This is a genomic window from Methylobacterium iners (genome assembly GCF_022179305.1).
GTDB classification, from domain to species: Bacteria; Pseudomonadota; Alphaproteobacteria; order Rhizobiales; family Beijerinckiaceae; genus Methylobacterium; species Methylobacterium iners.
In genome coordinates, this window is the sequence record NZ_BPQP01000019.1 from 55,758 (window position 1) to 70,168 (window position 14,411).

Here is a 14,411-nt window from a genome sequence, read left to right on the forward strand (position 1 = left end):
AGCCTCAAATGCTCGTGCTGCCGCCCGGTCGATCATCCGACATGCCAAGTCGCTCTCAAGCCCTGTTGCCTGTGGGTAGTGTCTCAGTTCGAGATTTGATTGTTTCCGGCTTGAGCCATCAGGCGTTCGGCCTGAGCCGCAACGCCTTGGCAGATTTCTACGACCTGTCGCTTATCAGCGTGCTTCATAAGGCTATTAAGCAATTGGCCTACAAGCTGAACGTTTTCTCGGCAGTATACGCCGCCCATACTTATAGGCGTTATGCAATCGATGCTTGCATTTAAAGGGAAGTATTCGCCCTTAGTCGCCCTGTATGTGAGCGGAAGCCCACTCATCGCGCAAAGTCCGGCCTGCTTGCGCCAAATTTCTTTCAGGTCTTCTCTAGTAAGCGCCGCCCGTGACTTGCCTTCTATTCTATTATTCTTGTAAAGAAGTCTGTTGAGATACAAATCTATGTTGCTATCTATCTTTGCATATTGATTGCTTGTGCTGCGGTTTGATCTACCCCGGCATGTCTCGCTACAATACTTTTGAGAGTGCCTATTAGAAGCAAATGATGAACCGCACTTGGTGCAGATGTGAATCGGCAATTAATTCTCCCGGCTCCTTCGATATGGCCCGCCCTTACTTGGATTGGGCGATGCGACCTCTACAAGCGTCCCCACATCCTTGATGCTCCGCAGCCGAGCATACGCCACCGGGAGGTCGTGCGCGAGGGAACGGAGTAGGAACACAACTCGGGTTCGGTCGGCCCAGATTTCAAACTGAGACACTACCTGCCTGTGCCGAGGCTTGCGAGCTGGTCAGACCCGCAGCCTGACGCGATAGCCCGTACGATGGCACGCTGAGCCTGATCTACCACGCCCACGCAGTTCGATTTAAACGGCACGAACCTCTCCTCGGGCGCGTCGAGCGCATGAGGTGTTATGCAAAATCGAAACTGCCTGCTCGAAACGGAATGCGCGCTCGCTAAGACGGACCTCATCTGGCGGGACGAAGTCACGCAACGCTTCGGGCCCGACAGCGTGCTGACCCTCGGCCATCGCGAGCAAGCAAAGGGTGAGGATGGAACGCCGATGCGCCGTGCTTTCGAAGCCCGCGGTCAAGCGGTCGCAGCCTGGCGCAACGCTCGGCGGCAGATACGTTTCGGCGCCGGCACATACGCCGGACGCAATCAGTCGTCGCCCAAGTCGACGCGGTTGGTCAGCGCGGACATCGCAGGAGCTGGCCGGCTGGCCTGAAGGTCCAAGACCGGCCGCTCGGGTTCGGGATCGTCGCTGAGGTCAATCACCAAGCCAGGTCCGATCGAAACTCCGATTGACAGCCGTGCACTCGGGCGCGGATCAGCGATATCGAGATACTTGCAGGCCTCCAGCGCCACCTTCTTGTCGGCCGCAGAGGCATCCGGCTTGAAACCGTCCTCGCGCAGCTTCAGCGCCAGGGCGATGTTCCGAGGGCCTGCCGCGGTGCGTATCGAGACCATGCGCCGGGACACCTCTCCCTGGAAGTCAGGCATCATCATCCGAACCCGTGCGAGCTTCTGCGCAATACCGGTGGCCTTGGCCGCCTCGAGCACCGGCACACCATCCGTAATCGCGTCGAGCCACGCCTCCTCACGCGCATCGAACCCACGCTCGGCGATCTGCCGACGAATCTTCCGGCGGGCGGCGGTGGTCGCGCGGCGGGTCTGGGTAGGGGTCATCGCAGTCCTCAGAAAGGGGTCTCATCATTGGGCATGGCGCCCGTGTCCGCTGTCTCACGCTCGCGCCGCATCGGGATCGGACGGTTAGGTGAAGGTCTACGCCTAGCGCCCGCGGCCGGCGCAGGGCGATCGCCGCTCGGCTTGGGCTTCTTGGGTACCACGTACGCATCCCAGGTCGCCACCGAGCCATATTCGGGCGTGGCATCGTCGTCCCGAAAGACGAGCACGACCGCATCGCCGAGCCAGCCGCGGAAGTACGTGCGGCCCTCACTGCTGCGGTACTCGCGCAGCGTGAGGAGCTTCACCCGGGGGTCGCGGTCGGCAATCATGCCGCGTCTTCCTCGTCGAGGAGGCGGCGATCCTTCGGTGCGACTTGCAGGGACAGACGCGAGATCTCGGCAAGTGTGCCGTGCGTGGCCGCACTCTCTCCCTTCCCCATAAGTCGCGCGAGACCGGAGGCGAAAACGGCTGAGGTGAAGTAGAGCACGTCCTTCGAGTTGTGTGCCCTATCAGCGTCGACCACGCCGAGCGCAATTACCTTGTCGACGAGCGCGTTCCGCTCGTTTGCCAGCGGCACCACGGCCGCGAGCGCACGGTCAATCTCCTCGCTCGCGGAAACGATCTTCTCGGCGAGCTGAAGGGTTTGTCTGATGGCAGTGCGCTTCGCGCTGGCACGTTCGGTCGCGCTGACCTCCGCATGGAGGCGCAGTGCTTCTGCCAAGGCAGCTTTCCGGTTACGAAGGCGCTCTCGAAGCGCGGTCTCATCGCGCTCAATCGCGGCGAGCTCGTCGACCGCTGCTTGATCACCCCGCATCGCGTAAAGCGCGACCGCCAGTCGTCGCTTCTCAATCTGACCAAGATGGTGCTCTGCTTCTTCGATCTTATTGGAGGCTTCGGCAATGATCCGACCGAGATCACCAGAAGTCAGACTTTCAGTTGACACAGTCATAACGCTACTCCACTTGTACACTAATCTTTAAGATCCCCAGGAACGACTATCGGTCGTGGGCGCCCCGCTTCATCCATCCATCCGTCCTGCTTCCGAAGGACGCCAGTAGCGAAGTACGTCTTCAGAATTTGGTTGATGCGTGCTTTGTCGCCGCGTTCAGACGGGTCCAGGTGCGTGATCTTCCCGATCAATTCCCCGACCCAGCGCCCTGCGAGCGAGCTGGCCCGGTAGGGTGGATCAGCGATGCCGACCAGGCGCCGGATCTCGTGCATGTCCGCTACGGTGAGGCCGTCCATCGCACTTGGCTTGTCCCATCGGACGGGAACGCCGACCCGGTCTGACGGGTGTTCAGCGGTGCCGTTTCCGATGTCGACGGGGGCGAGGCGGAACCAGTGTTCCCCGTCCGATCGCGGCGCCAGGTTCGACTTGTCAGTCGAGATGCGGAAGTGGAGACGGTGGTTATCGACGCCCAGCCGATCGCCTTCGTCCTTGGTCATGCCGTTCAACACGCGACCGACACGCGCGGCCGCTAATAAGGCGCTGGCGCCGCGCATGTCCTCGGCGGTTACCTCATTGCCGCCTGTCTTCCTCGTGTGAGCGACGATGTGGATTGCACAGCCTGTCGCCTCAGCGATCCTTGCCCAGGTCTTCGCGACGCGATCGATCGCTCCGTTGTCGTTCTCAGGGACTTGGTGCGAGCTGACGAATGGATCGATGACGACGAGGTCGATCCGCTTCTCGCGGATTTCGTCGACGAGGGCTTCCACCAGGGGCTCAGCGACCGCGACGCCGTCGCGAACCTGCCGAGCGAGAACGATCTCGGTGTCGCGGCCGGAGTTCATGAAGAACCAGCCATCGAGATCCGCCGGGCTGATACCGTAGAATAGCGCAGCGCCGAGCACACGCCGTTCGAGTTCGTCAGCGGGGTCCTCGCCGTTCCACATCCACACGCGGCAACGTTTCGGTGGCTGCACGCCGAGAAGGTTCCGCCCCGTAGCGAGAGCCAGTGCCTCAACGATCGAGAGGGACGACTTCCCGAGCCCGCCGGGCGCCGCCGTGACCGTGACAAAGCCGCGGATGAAGTCGTGCCCACTCAGCCATTGCCGACGAGGCACCTCGGCAGGATCGCGGAGCCGAAAGGCCGTCGCGACGATCGAGGGGCGCGCGTCTGGATCCTTGATCTCCCGCGACCGACGCTGGCGGGGAAGGTCCTCGGTGATCGGCACGAAAGGAACCGTCATGCCGCGCTGCCCGTCACGGCCGGCCGCACGATTTTCTCCGGGTCGAAGTAGCCGTGGAGCATCCGCGCCAGCTCGCGGCCGTGCTCAATGTCCTCGGCGGCGATCTGGCCTGGGGCCTCCGCGAGCCATCCTGGCGCCGAGTCACGATCGAGAACGACAACCCCGCGGCATCCGGCTTGAAGCCACTTCAGGGGCGTCCGATGGACGAGCAGCGGCCAGCCGTAGGCATACGTCGCGGGGTTCCGGACCTGGGACAGACCAAGCCCTACCGCCGCGCCTATCACAGTCGCGAAATCACCCGGCAGCTCCGGCCGCCAGAGCACCAAGTCAGCGACGGTGTGGCCGTCTTCCTCGAAAGCTTCGCAGCCAAGATGAAACTCGCCCTCAGGGTCGAGGTAGGCGCGATCGACACCTCGTCCTGCGCGGATTCCAGTGAGCACACCGGCGTGTGCCTCGATCTCGGGCCAGTGCTCGCGAGAGATGCCGAAGTCGCGGAGACAGATGTATTCCGCGTGATTGTAGAACTCCGCTCGGATAGCATCGAGCTCGGAAACGGTGAATGTTGGCCTTTGTATTTCGGACAGGCTTGTCACCGCGTTCATCGTCGGTCCTCACGCCGTCTTGCCTGAGCGCTCTTCAATCCAGTCGATGAGCGAACCCATGGTCCATCCCAACTTTCGCTCGCTGAGCCGGACAGGTTTCGGAGCCACCCCCTTCCGTGCTAGTTCTCTCCAGTACTGAACATTGAAGCCACAATATTTTGAAGCTTCCTCGCTGTTGAGTACCCTTGTTCTGAAACCCGGAGCCTGGCGGCTTTCATCGATGCCGATCATTTGCTTGCTCATGAGTTGGTTGGCGTCCGCTCGTGAACGACGGTGGCATTTCTCAACCGAAGACGTCACCGCACAAGAAACTATTCCTGCGACTGCTCTCCGTCGGATCAGGCTTTCTGTGCTGCCGGAAAGGGGATCACTCGGGTCTCACGCCCAGAAACAAGCGCCTCGACGTGGTCGGCCCAGCGATCGAGGGCTTGCCGCTTTTCGGCCCGGTAGTGCGCGCGATTATAGATGCCTGCGACGCCTGCCCGATGGCCTGAAGCGTGGTTCAAGATGGCTTCAACGACGTGCGGAAGGACGCCGAGATCGTCGGACATCTTGGTTGCGACAGTCCGGCGGAGGTCGTGCAATCGCCAAGGTGCCACTTTGGCGCCAGCCGCTCTGATGCGAGTGTCGAGGTTCGCCTTGGCCTTGCTCCACCCCTGGAACGGCGACGCGTTCTCCCCGAAGTAGTGGGCGTGGCCGCAGTCAGGCGCACCGCTCAAAATCACCATCGCTGGGCCTGAAAGCGGCACCTCGTGAGGAAGAGCGTTCTTCGTTCGCTCGCCTGGCAGGGTGAGCAATGCGCGCGGAAGGTCGACCTCGGACCTGACCATCTCGCCGATCTCGAGCCGGCGCTGCCCAGTTAGGATCAGGAGCTTAACGATCCGACCGAATGCGTCATCGCGGCAGGCCTGCCAGATCGCGACGAGCTCCTGATCGCTCAGCACTCGGTCGCGCGATTTCTCCTCGATCGGGCGTCCGGTGCCGATCACGGGGTTTGCGTCGGCAATCCCCTCTCGCATGGCCCATCCGAAGAATCCCGAGAGGTAGGCGCGGGCTCGGTTGGCAGTGACGCCGCCACTCTCGGCCGCAACCTCGGCCAACCGAGCAGCGACAGTTCGACGGTCAATGTCCTGGAGTGCCATGCCATGCAGGGGCTTCCAGGTCTTCCGAAGGTGCCGGGTGATCTCGGTCAGCGAACGGGCGCGGAGCCGCGGCGTCGCATGGCGACTCAAATACGTCTCGACCGTGTTGCCGAGGAGCACGGTCGCGCGAGTACGAGCTTCCTTGCGTTCGGCGGCTGGATCAGTGCCGAGCTGAACTTTGGCTAGCGCATCCCGCGCTCGGCGACGCGCCTCCTCCGGGTCCAGAACCTCGACGCTTCCTAGTGACAGGCGCCGGCTCTTCGTGCCGATCCGGAATTGAACGATAAAGGTTCGTTTACCTCCGGATCGTACCCGTATGCCGAAGCCTGGAAGGGCCTCGTCGAACACGATCAGTTCGGATCTGCCCGGAGCGAGCGCAAGCTTAGCAATATTGGGTCGGGTCAAACGCATGGCAGGCTTCAAGCTGTCAGGCGCGGAAGTTGGGAAGAGCATGGGAAGCTGCGTCGGCTGCTCCCGTCTGCCCCCAGCTGCGCCTAGTTCAGTGGGTCTCTGCCGCTAGGTCTCCTCCCGATGTGGTAAAGGCGCGGTTGCGCCCCGCTAACTAATTCTAACCACCTTGGGACGGACTATCTCTTAATCAGCGGGTCCAAGGTTCGAACCCTTGTGCACCCACCAATCCCTCCCTCTTTGCGGCTTCGCAGCGTCAAGCGCTCGCTTGAGCGGGCTTGATGCTGAGCTGCAGGCCGAGGGACTTCAGGACGCTCATCAGTGTGGCGAGTTGAGGATTGCCCTTCTCGGAGAGAGCCCTGTACAGGCTCTCACGCGAGAGGCCGGTGTCCTGCGCGATCTGCGCCATGCCGCGGGCTCTGGCGATGTCGCCGATGGCCGAGGCGACGAGCGCAGGATCGCCGTCCTCCAAGACGGCTTCGATGTAGCCGGCGATGCGCTCCGGAGAGTCCAAGAGCTCGACGACGTCCCATTTTTTCAGCTCTGCAGACATGTGACCACCTAGGGATTCCGGCAAACGCTTCTGATTTTTCTAGATGCTGCCCAATTCTCGCACTAACTCCTTCGCCCTGGAAATATCCTGCTCCTGCGAGCTCTTGTCCCCGCCACAGAGCAGGATGATCAATGCTGACCCTCGCTGCTTGAAATACACGCGGTATCCCGGGCCGTAATCGATCCGCATCTCGCTGATGCCCTCGCCGACGGTTTTGACGTCGCCGGGATTGCCGAGCGCGAGCCGCTGGGTTCGAGCCGTGATCCGGTCGCGGGCCCGCACGTCACGCAGCGCTTCAAGCCACTCGATGAAGGCGGGGTGCCGCAAGACCTCGGGCATGACCCTTTGTAGCTTGAAAGCTACAAAGGGTCAATCGTATTCGGGGCCGCCATGTCCTGACTGAGAGAGCCGAACGGAACTTCCGCGCTCCTCGGCGTTGTTCCCGTCAGCAACAGGAGCACCCATGAAGACGCTGATCCTCTCCACCTGCGCCTTGGTGCTGTCCTCCTTCGTCCTCGTTCAGATGAGCACGGAGGCCGACGCCCGGTCCCGCTACAAGAAGCGCGGCGCCACGATCTCGAGCAGCCAGAACAACACCGGCGGCCGCGCCGGCCGGGTCATCTCCCGCGGCCTGACCGGGGCGGACACCATCAACCGGAGCTCGGCGGCCGGCGGCAATGCGAGCCAGCCGTCCCGCGCGGTCGGCACCGGCAGCGCCGGCGGCAGCGGCGGTAGCGCGGGCGGCTCGTAGTCCGTCCCGCCTTCGACCCGCATCCGAAGCCCGCCCGGCTCGCGCCGCGGCGGGCTTCTTCGTTCACGGGCGCCACGGGCACGAAGAGGGCCGCCCCCGCCTACCGCGCGCCCGTGCGCAGCTCGGGCGACCACGCGCCCCGGACCTGCTTGACGAGCGGCGCCGGCAGCGGGACGAAGCCGAGCTCCGCGGCCCGCAGCGCGCCGTTGTCGAAGCTCCAGTCGAAGAAGGCCGTCGCGGCGCGGCGGCCGGCGGAGGCGGCGCCGTCGGCCGGCACCACGGCGAAGATCGCGGCCACCAGCGGATAGGTGGTCTCGCCGGGCGCGTCGACGAGGCTCACCGCGAAGCCGGGCGATGCCCGCCAGTCGGCCGATTGGGCGGCCGCGGCGAAGCTCGCCGGCTCGGGGCGAGCCCATCGTCCCTCGCGGTTGCGCAGGGCGACGACGGCGAGGCCGGCGCGCCGGGCCGAGCCGTAATCCATGTAGCCGAGGCTGAAGCGGGTGCGCCGCACGGCGTCGGCGACCCCGTCGTTGCCCTTGGCCGCCGCGCCGGCGGGCCAGGCGACGGTCAGGCCCTCGCCGATCTCGGTCCGCCAGGCGGGGGCCTGGGCCGCGAGGTAGGCCGTGAAGACCGCCGTCGTGCCCGAGCCGTCCAGGCGCCGGACCGGCGCGATCGCGGCCGAGGGCAGCGCCAGGTCCGGGTTGAGGGCCCGGATGGCCGGATCGTCCCAGGTCCTGATCCTTCCCCGGTAGATCTCGGCGAGGACCGCGCCCGTGAGCCGGAGGCGGTTGCCGTCGATGCCGGGTACGTTGACGGCCGCCACGACCCCGCCGACCGCGATGGGGAACTGGAGGAGGCCGAAGCGGTCGAGCTCGTCGCGCGAGAGCGGCTGCTCCGTCGCCGCGAAATCGACGCCGCGGTCGCGCAGCCGCATCACGCCGGCCTGCGATCCGACCGGCTCGTAGTCGAGCCCGGCCGCGATGGGCTGGAACTCGGCATCGCGCTGCGCCCGCAGCCAGTCCTGCGACCAGCGCGCCAGGAGCGGCTGCACGAAGGTGGACCCGGCGCCCCGGATGGTCTGGGCCGCGGCAGGTCCGCAGACGGCGAGAAGGAGGGTGGCGACGATGAGGGCACGCATGGTCTCGTCCTACTCGGCAGGCACGGTCGCGGGGCTGAGGCCGCCCGCTTCCCGCGGCGTCTGGGCCGCGGCGTTCACGGCGGCCCGCACGTCGCGGGAGACCGAGCGCCGCTCCGCGTCGATGCGCTCGATCAGGAAGAAGGCGCGCTCCGCGCTGCCGAGCAGCGCCAGGACGGCCCCGCGCTCGACCCAGGGCAGGTCGGCCCCGAGGCGCAGCGCCTGCGCGCGCAGGTCGGCCAGCGCCGCGATCCGAAGCGCGGCGGCCGCAGCGCCCGGCGGGGTCGCACGATCGATCGGAACGATGCTCCCCATCGCCTCCTCGACCTGGTCGAGCACGGTCTCCACGAGGGGGCGGCCCACCGGGCCGAAGGGCTGGCGCTCCACGCGCCGGGCGATCTGGTGGAGGGTCTCGCCGAGACTCGCGGTGAAATCCTCCTCCTCGATCAGGCTCGCCACGAGGTCGGCGCGTGCGAAGGGCAGATCCGCCTTGAACATCCCCGCGGTGTAGGCGCGGATCTCGCGGTTGAGGATGTCCATCGCCGCGTGATGCTCGTCGACCTTGTCGGGCGCGTCGTCCCTGCCGCGCGCCGTGTCGAGGAACTTCAGCGCCGCCTCGAGGTAGCGCCCCGTCTCGCGCTGCACCGCCGGCACCGCGCTCGCGGGATCGCTGGCGGCCGCGGGCGTCAGGTAGCGCGGCTGCGAGTAGTCCTCGACGTCGTCGAGGGAGGAGGCGCCGACCTTCATCAGCACGCGCTCGAACACCCCGACGAAGGGGAACAGCAGCAAAGTGTTGAAGATGTTGAAGAAGGTCGAGTAGAGGCCGACCGCCACGGGCACGAGCGGGAAGGTCTCCTTGCCGTTCACGATCACGGGCTTGCCCGGATCGCCGCCGAACCATTGCATGGCCCAGGTCAGCACCTCCATCGAGAGGAAGAACAGGGGGATCGTGATCATGACCCCGATGATGTTGAACGAGATGTGGGCGTAGGCCGCGCGCTTGGCGTTCTTCGAGAGGTTGAGCGAGGCGAGCCACGAGGTGACCGTGGTGCCGAGATCGGCGCCGAGCGAGAAGGCGACCGCCGTCTTCCAGTCCAGGATGCCGGCCGCGCCGAGCCCCATGACGATGCCGATGGTGGCCGAGGAGGAGTGGATCATGGCCGTCACGCCGGCCGCGATCAGCACGCAATAGAGCAGGTTGAGGTAGGTGTCGGCCCTGAGCGAGGAGATCACGCTCATCACCTCCGGCATGCTGCGCAAGGGGCGCAGGCCGCCGGTCATCAGGTTGAGGCCGTAGAAGATCAGCGCGAAGCCCATGCAGGCGAGCGCGATGTGCTTCACCCGGTCGGACTTGGCGAAGATGTAGACCAGGGCGAAGATGCCGGCGAGCAGCAGGCCCAGCGGCCCGAGCGGCAGGGCGATGAGGCCGTTGCCCAGCGTCGTGCCGATATTGGCGCCCATGATGACGGAGATCGCGGGCCTCAGGCCGACGACGCCGGCATTGACGAGGCCGACCACCATCACGGTCATCGCGGTGGACGACTGGATGATCCCGGTGATGAAGGTGCCCGCGAGCACGCCCTTGGCCGGCGTGCCGGCGACCCTGGCGAGCAGCGCCCGCATCTTGTTGACGGCGAGCGACTGGATGCCGTTCGACATGAATTCGAGGCCGAGCATGAAGATGCCCAGGCCCCCGATCACCGGGACCACGACCTGCGTGAAGATGTCGACCTGCATGCCCGCCCCCTGCCCGTGCGGCGATCCGGGCATGGCCGGGCTCCGACGCGATCCTCGGAGCCCGGGCCTCCAACCGGCTGATGCGGCAAGGCTATGAGAGCGGCATGACCGACGCGTGACAGGGATGGCCGTAGCGCCGGAGCGGGCCTCCTCGTTTCCCGCTGCGACAGCCCAGTTCGGGCGGTTGAGCCGTTCGTAGATGGCCTTCCAAGACCCCACCCATCCAACCACCGCACCCCACAAGCTGACGAATGGGCCGTGGGTCAGCTCGAACCTTCGGAGGGGTCGGCGAGGTCGACCGGAGCGCCGGAGCGAATTTCCGCGCAGGGGTTGCGCTGGTTATACAGTGAGATACCGTCTGGGAAAAGGATCAAGCTGCATTCAAGGTGCGGCGGCGAGCTGATGAGTCACTGGATTGTCACGGCGAATCATCTGGGACCGAAGTGGAGATCCTATTCCGTTCGTTAGCAAGAAGCTCAAGATCGACCCGTTTAAATGCAGCGATGCTCTACACACGATCAAACAATCTGCGGGCTTGAGCCCGAAAGACAACACAGTGGTCTACGATAACGGGGACGTGACCGACAAGCTTCATGGCGACGAGATCGGGAACTTGTACGATGAGCACTGAACCGCGGCCTCTTCCTGCTACCTATGCGGCGATCGTCTTCAAAGGGGTCGATCTGGAGCCTGAGCTCATTTCAGCGATGCTGGAGGCCCCCCCTACCCTCTCGTATCGACGCGGTGATCGCTACATCATCAAAGACAAACCGGCTGAGAGAAAGTTCGGCCTCTGGGTTTACAGCACAAGAAATATGCTAAATTCCACAAGCCTTGAAGAACATCTCGCCGCTTTGGAACGAATTCTAATTGGTGACGTATCCCTATCGCCCAGCAGATCTCTGGAAAAGATCCAAGATCTTACGAAAGATTGCAGTATAACATTTAGAATTGATATCTTCTGGTATGGCAGGGCCGGAGCAAAATTGCCGGAGGTGAGCCGCTCGTTTCAATACGTCGTTTCTGCTGCCAGAGGCACTATAGAAATGGATCTTCATCGGGATGACGAGTCGACGATAGCCGCCTAGCAGAGTGCTCCTCGTACCGACCACCGTCACCGGGTTGGCGTACGACTGCGCGGAACGCCAAAAATCAACTGGTGAGTTCGAGTGTCCGCAGGGCGATATCACGGGATCGGCCTCTCGCTTCTTGGTCTGCACTCGCTGCGGCAGTTCACGCGTCTGCGCCCGAGAGGGTCCGAGCGTATTCCCCCGAAGAAAGGCTTCGGCGTTCGACCTCACGTGTCGCGGCGATGGCCTTGAAACGATGCCGCGATACGTCCTCCGCACGGGTCGGCACGGCGCGTTGAGCCTCCCTCGCTCATCCACAGCACTCCACAGGCTGCCAGGGAAAACCTTGACCCCCGCCCCGCCTCGCGTGTTCCTTTTTTGTTCTCAACAGGAACCGAGCATGATTCGACCGGCGCAGCCCCTCCTCCCCGGAACGCCGAGCGAGATCGAGGTCACCGCGACCGCCTACGAGGAGGCGGCCGAGGGCGATCTCGCCAGGGCCCTGCGATGGGCACTGGAGGATCTCATCGCCCTCGAGGCGAGGCTCGTCTCGGCCGAGCGCGCCGTCTCGCGCGGTTACGTCCGGGCCGCTGCGAGAAGGCCGAACGCCGACGCTTAGCCGGCGAACCTTAGCATCGGGTGGAAGGCCGGCGCGCGTCCCGCCGACCGGTCCGGCGTTCGACCCGGGGTGCCGCGGCGGCATCCGGGGATGCGCGCCGCGACACGTCCGGCTCGTCGATCAGCGCGGCGCCTCGGCCGCCTCCTGCTGGATCAGGGGCGTCACCCGGCGGACCGCGACGCGGCGGTTCTCGCGGGAGGGCTCCTGGGTCTCGACCTTCAGGTACTGCTCGCCGTAGCCCTGCGTCGTCAGGTTCTCCGGCGGCACGTTGAAGCGCTCGGTCAGCACCGTGGCCACCGACTGGGCGCGGCGGTCGGACAGGGACAGGTTGTCGATGTCCGAGCCCACCGCGTCGGTGTAGCCCTCCACGAGGTAGACCTCCTGCGGGTTCGCCTTGATCGCCCGGTTGAGCGCCGCCGCGATCCCGGCGAGCTTGGGCGCCTGGTCCTCGGTGACGGTGAAGGAGGCCGTCTCGAAGGTGATCGTGTTGATGTCGACGCTCGGCATCCGGTTGCGCAGGTCCGGGCTCGCCCGCACCTGGTCGAGGCTGTAGCGCTGGGGCAGCGGCGCCACCGGGGCGGCGGTCAGCGTCTCGTAGACGACGCCCTCCGCCGCCTCGTCGGCATCGACCACGTAGCGCTCGCGGGGCAGGCGCGGCGGCAGCGGCGGCAGCCGCACCACGTCCTCGTAGACCGGCCGGCCCCGGCCGCCGCGGGCGTTGTCGATGATGATGACCTCGCGCCCGTCCCGGTAGCGGCGGCTGCGCCGGAGCAGGCGGCCGTCGTCGTCCACGATTGTGATGATCTGCTCCCCGCCGGGGCGGTCGAGATAGGAATAGGTCTCCGAGCCCCGGCGCTCGCTGCGGAAGCGGCCGCGGTCGAGCTCGCGGAAGCGCTCGCTCTCGTCGTGGCGGATGTAGGTGCCGTCGCGGTCGCGCACGATGACGCGGCCCGGCTCGCGGATGTAGGTCCGCCCCTCGACCTCGTATTCACGCCGCTCGCGCCGGACGCTCTCGTAGTTGCGGACCGGCTCGCGGTCCTCGCGGAAGCCGCCGGGCACGTAGCCGGGACGTCCCGGATCGTTGAAGCCGGAGCGGCCGTCCGAACGGGAGCGATCGTCGGAGCGGAGGCGGTCGTCCGAACGCGGGCGGTCGTCGGACCGGGGTCGGTCATCGGACCGCTCGGACGGCCCGCGCGGCTGCGTGGCCGTCGCGGGGCCTCCGGTCTCGGGGTCCCGCTCGTCGCCCCGACGGAACCGCCGTCCCGGAACGCTGGGGCCGGCATTCGGCGGTGGCGGGGCCTGTGTCACGCCGGCCGGCGGCGCCTGTCCGGGCCGATCGGGCGCCGTCGCCGGAGCCGGGGCGCTTTGGGCCGGGACGCCTTGGGCCGGAGGCGTGCGGTCCGGCGCCGCCTCGGGACGGCGGGCGGGCGCGGCGTCCGGCTGCCGGGGCGCGGCGTCAGGCCGGGCCGTGGGGGCGGCCTCTGGCTGACGGGGCGTCGGATCGGGCCGCGTCGCGCCGGGTCGGGCCGGCTCCGCGGGGCGCGACCGCTCGGCCGGCGCCTCGGTGGCGGGCGCCGGGCGCCGCTCCGGCGCGGGGGCCGTGCGCGGGCTCGGCCGCTCCTCGCGCTCGGCGGGCGGGGCGGCGCGCTGGCCCGGCGGGCGCTCCTGGCCGGGTCCCTCGGATCGCCCGGCCGGGCGCTCGGGCGAGGCCCCGCGCGGCGGCTCGGCCCGGGGCGCCTCGCGGGCCGGCCGCTCGGCCGGTTCACGGTCCGGGGCGCGGCCGGGCCGCTCGGCGGGGGCGGCACGCTCCGGGCGCTCTGGGCGGTCCGGCCCCTCCGGGCGATCCTCGCGCGACCTTGCTCCGCCCGGCGCGGCGGGGCGCTCGGCCGGTCCGCCGCGCTCCCCGCCGCGCTCCTGCCGGCCGGCACCCGGCGGGCCCTCGCCCGGGCCGCTGGCCTGGGCCAGGCGCAGCGCCGGCTCGGCGCCACCCGGTGCTGCGAAGGCCGAGGCGGCGAAGGGCGAGGCCGCGAGGCCGGGCAGGATGGTCCCGGCGAGGAGAATGAGGCGGAGCGATCGCACGAAGTCTCTGGACTCGTTCATGAAACCTCTTGGTTCGTTCAGGCTTGTTCCGTTCGGGCATGGCCCGCTCAGGCACAGGCCCTGCGAACCCCTCGCGCCCGGGAAGGTTCCGAATCGCCCGGTGGCGGCCCGGCCGAGGAGGCTCCTGCGGCGCCGGCAACCTCCTCCCGCGGCACCCGATGTCGGCGGCATCCGAGATCGGCGGCGCCGTCGCGATCGCGGGGTTTCGCGCGATCGCGGGATTTGACCGCCCGCAGCGCCGTTGCGCGGCAAATCGGGGCGAAATCCTGCAAGACCGTGTTGATCTTGGGGGCCGACCTTGATCACTCTCGCCCCGCGAACAGCCCCCGGTCCCGCCCCTGCGCGGGGGCGTCGGGGGCGCGACGGCGGACGAGGCGCCAAGGCGGCCTCGATAGCGCCGGC

Annotated in this window: 16 protein-coding genes; 4 read left to right on the forward strand and 12 right to left on the reverse strand. The window is 66.6% G+C overall.

Going from position 1 to position 14,411, the window contains the following annotated elements:
* Nucleotides 1-8 precede the first annotated feature (8 nt).
* A complete protein-coding gene (locus MFF55_RS06845; RefSeq protein ID WP_238243334.1) occupies nt 9-284 on the forward strand; it encodes a hypothetical protein in 276 nt (91 codons plus the stop codon).
* An 890-nt stretch (nt 285-1,174) separates the two neighbouring features.
* On the opposite strand, the gene MFF55_RS06850 is transcribed toward MFF55_RS06845, so the two are convergent.
* The 9 genes from MFF55_RS06850 to MFF55_RS06890 all read right to left on the reverse strand — a co-directional run bounded on the left by MFF55_RS06850 (nt 1,175) and on the right by MFF55_RS06890 (nt 6,936).
* Nucleotides 1,175-1,702, reverse strand: coding sequence for a hypothetical protein (locus tag MFF55_RS06850; RefSeq protein WP_238243335.1), 528 nt, complete (start codon nt 1,700-1,702; stop codon nt 1,175-1,177).
* A gap of 8 nt (nt 1,703-1,710) precedes the next feature.
* Complete coding sequence (locus MFF55_RS06855; RefSeq protein ID WP_238243336.1) at nt 1,711-2,031, reverse strand: hypothetical protein; 321 nt, start codon at nt 2,029-2,031, stop codon at nt 1,711-1,713.
* A complete protein-coding gene (locus tag MFF55_RS06860; RefSeq protein ID WP_238243337.1) occupies nt 2,028-2,651 on the reverse strand; it encodes a hypothetical protein in 624 nt (207 codons plus the stop codon). The genes MFF55_RS06855 and MFF55_RS06860 overlap by 4 nt, the downstream gene beginning before the upstream one ends.
* 20 nt (nt 2,652-2,671) lie before the next feature.
* On the reverse strand, nt 2,672-3,892 hold the full coding sequence (locus tag MFF55_RS06865; protein WP_238243338.1) for an AAA family ATPase: 1,221 nt from the start codon (nt 3,890-3,892) through the stop codon (nt 2,672-2,674).
* Nucleotides 3,889-4,494, reverse strand: coding sequence for a hypothetical protein (locus MFF55_RS06870; protein WP_238243339.1), 606 nt, complete (start codon nt 4,492-4,494; stop codon nt 3,889-3,891). The genes MFF55_RS06865 and MFF55_RS06870 overlap by 4 nt, the downstream gene beginning before the upstream one ends.
* Nucleotides 4,495-4,503: 9 nt before the next feature.
* Nucleotides 4,504-4,725 carry a helix-turn-helix transcriptional regulator gene (locus tag MFF55_RS06875; protein ID WP_238243340.1) on the reverse strand — a complete coding sequence of 74 codons (222 nt, stop codon included), beginning with the start codon at nt 4,723-4,725 and terminating at the stop codon, nt 4,504-4,506.
* 107 nt (nt 4,726-4,832) lie between these two features.
* Complete coding sequence (locus MFF55_RS06880; protein ID WP_238243341.1) at nt 4,833-6,047, reverse strand: tyrosine-type recombinase/integrase; 1,215 nt, start codon at nt 6,045-6,047, stop codon at nt 4,833-4,835.
* Between the two features lie 253 nt (nt 6,048-6,300).
* Entirely contained in the window at nt 6,301-6,597 is a 297-nt protein-coding gene (locus tag MFF55_RS06885; protein WP_238243342.1) for an addiction module antidote protein, read from the reverse strand.
* Nucleotides 6,598-6,636: 39 nt separating this feature from the next.
* Nucleotides 6,637-6,936 carry a type II toxin-antitoxin system RelE/ParE family toxin gene (locus MFF55_RS06890; protein WP_238243343.1) on the reverse strand — a complete coding sequence of 100 codons (300 nt, stop codon included), beginning with the start codon at nt 6,934-6,936 and terminating at the stop codon, nt 6,637-6,639.
* A 124-nt stretch (nt 6,937-7,060) separates the two neighbouring features.
* Between MFF55_RS06890 and MFF55_RS06895 the strand changes: the two genes are divergently transcribed.
* Entirely contained in the window at nt 7,061-7,348 is a 288-nt protein-coding gene (locus MFF55_RS06895) for a hypothetical protein (protein WP_238243344.1), read from the forward strand.
* Nucleotides 7,349-7,448: 100 nt separating this feature from the next.
* Here the strand turns inward: MFF55_RS06895 and pstS are convergent, their stop codons facing one another.
* Nucleotides 7,449-8,486, reverse strand: coding sequence for a phosphate ABC transporter substrate-binding protein PstS (pstS, locus tag MFF55_RS06900; RefSeq protein WP_238243345.1), 1,038 nt, complete (start codon nt 8,484-8,486; stop codon nt 7,449-7,451).
* Between the two features lie 9 nt (nt 8,487-8,495).
* A complete protein-coding gene (locus MFF55_RS06905) occupies nt 8,496-10,253 on the reverse strand; it encodes a Na/Pi cotransporter family protein (protein ID WP_238243346.1) in 1,758 nt (585 codons plus the stop codon).
* 587 nt (nt 10,254-10,840) lie between these two features.
* Here MFF55_RS06905 and MFF55_RS06910 point away from each other — a divergent pair.
* Both MFF55_RS06910 and MFF55_RS06915 read left to right on the forward strand, forming a co-directional pair.
* Nucleotides 10,841-11,308 (forward strand): DUF4279 domain-containing protein, encoded by a 468-nt coding sequence (locus MFF55_RS06910; RefSeq protein WP_238243347.1) that lies wholly within the window; start codon nt 10,841-10,843, stop codon nt 11,306-11,308.
* A gap of 382 nt (nt 11,309-11,690) precedes the next feature.
* Entirely contained in the window at nt 11,691-11,909 is a 219-nt protein-coding gene (locus MFF55_RS06915) for a hypothetical protein (RefSeq protein ID WP_238243348.1), read from the forward strand.
* A 120-nt stretch (nt 11,910-12,029) separates the two neighbouring features.
* Here MFF55_RS06915 and MFF55_RS06920 read toward each other — a convergent pair whose 3' ends face one another.
* The gene (locus tag MFF55_RS06920; RefSeq protein WP_238243349.1) at nt 12,030-14,009 is read right to left on the reverse strand and encodes an OmpA family protein; all 1,980 of its coding nucleotides are present in this window, start codon (nt 14,007-14,009) and stop codon (nt 12,030-12,032) included.
* Between the last annotated feature and the right edge of the window lie 402 nt (nt 14,010-14,411).

Bases quoted from the DNA above. Each gene is read 5' to 3' on its own strand.
- MFF55_RS06845 (WP_238243334.1), top strand. From the start codon at position 9: ATGCTCGTGCTGCCGCCCGGTCGATCATCCGACATGCCAAGTCGCTCT.
- MFF55_RS06850 (WP_238243335.1), bottom strand. From the start codon at position 1,702: ATGACCCCTACCCAGACCCGCCGCGCGACCACCGCCGCCCGCCGGAAG.
- MFF55_RS06855 (WP_238243336.1), bottom strand. From the start codon at position 2,031: ATGATTGCCGACCGCGACCCCCGGGTGAAGCTCCTCACGCTGCGCGAG.
- MFF55_RS06860 (WP_238243337.1), bottom strand. From the start codon at position 2,651: ATGACTGTGTCAACTGAAAGTCTGACTTCTGGTGATCTCGGTCGGATC.
- MFF55_RS06865 (WP_238243338.1), bottom strand. From the start codon at position 3,892: ATGACGGTTCCTTTCGTGCCGATCACCGAGGACCTTCCCCGCCAGCGT.
- MFF55_RS06870 (WP_238243339.1), bottom strand. From the start codon at position 4,494: ATGAACGCGGTGACAAGCCTGTCCGAAATACAAAGGCCAACATTCACC.
- MFF55_RS06875 (WP_238243340.1), bottom strand. From the start codon at position 4,725: ATGATCGGCATCGATGAAAGCCGCCAGGCTCCGGGTTTCAGAACAAGG.
- MFF55_RS06880 (WP_238243341.1), bottom strand. From the start codon at position 6,047: ATGCGTTTGACCCGACCCAATATTGCTAAGCTTGCGCTCGCTCCGGGC.
- MFF55_RS06885 (WP_238243342.1), bottom strand. From the start codon at position 6,597: ATGTCTGCAGAGCTGAAAAAATGGGACGTCGTCGAGCTCTTGGACTCT.
- MFF55_RS06890 (WP_238243343.1), bottom strand. From the start codon at position 6,936: ATGCCCGAGGTCTTGCGGCACCCCGCCTTCATCGAGTGGCTTGAAGCG.
- MFF55_RS06895 (WP_238243344.1), top strand. From the start codon at position 7,061: ATGAAGACGCTGATCCTCTCCACCTGCGCCTTGGTGCTGTCCTCCTTC.
- pstS (WP_238243345.1), bottom strand. From the start codon at position 8,486: ATGCGTGCCCTCATCGTCGCCACCCTCCTTCTCGCCGTCTGCGGACCT.
- MFF55_RS06905 (WP_238243346.1), bottom strand. From the start codon at position 10,253: ATGCCCGGATCGCCGCACGGGCAGGGGGCGGGCATGCAGGTCGACATC.
- MFF55_RS06910 (WP_238243347.1), top strand. From the start codon at position 10,841: ATGAGCACTGAACCGCGGCCTCTTCCTGCTACCTATGCGGCGATCGTC.
- MFF55_RS06915 (WP_238243348.1), top strand. From the start codon at position 11,691: ATGATTCGACCGGCGCAGCCCCTCCTCCCCGGAACGCCGAGCGAGATC.
- MFF55_RS06920 (WP_238243349.1), bottom strand. From the start codon at position 14,009: ATGAACGAGTCCAGAGACTTCGTGCGATCGCTCCGCCTCATTCTCCTC.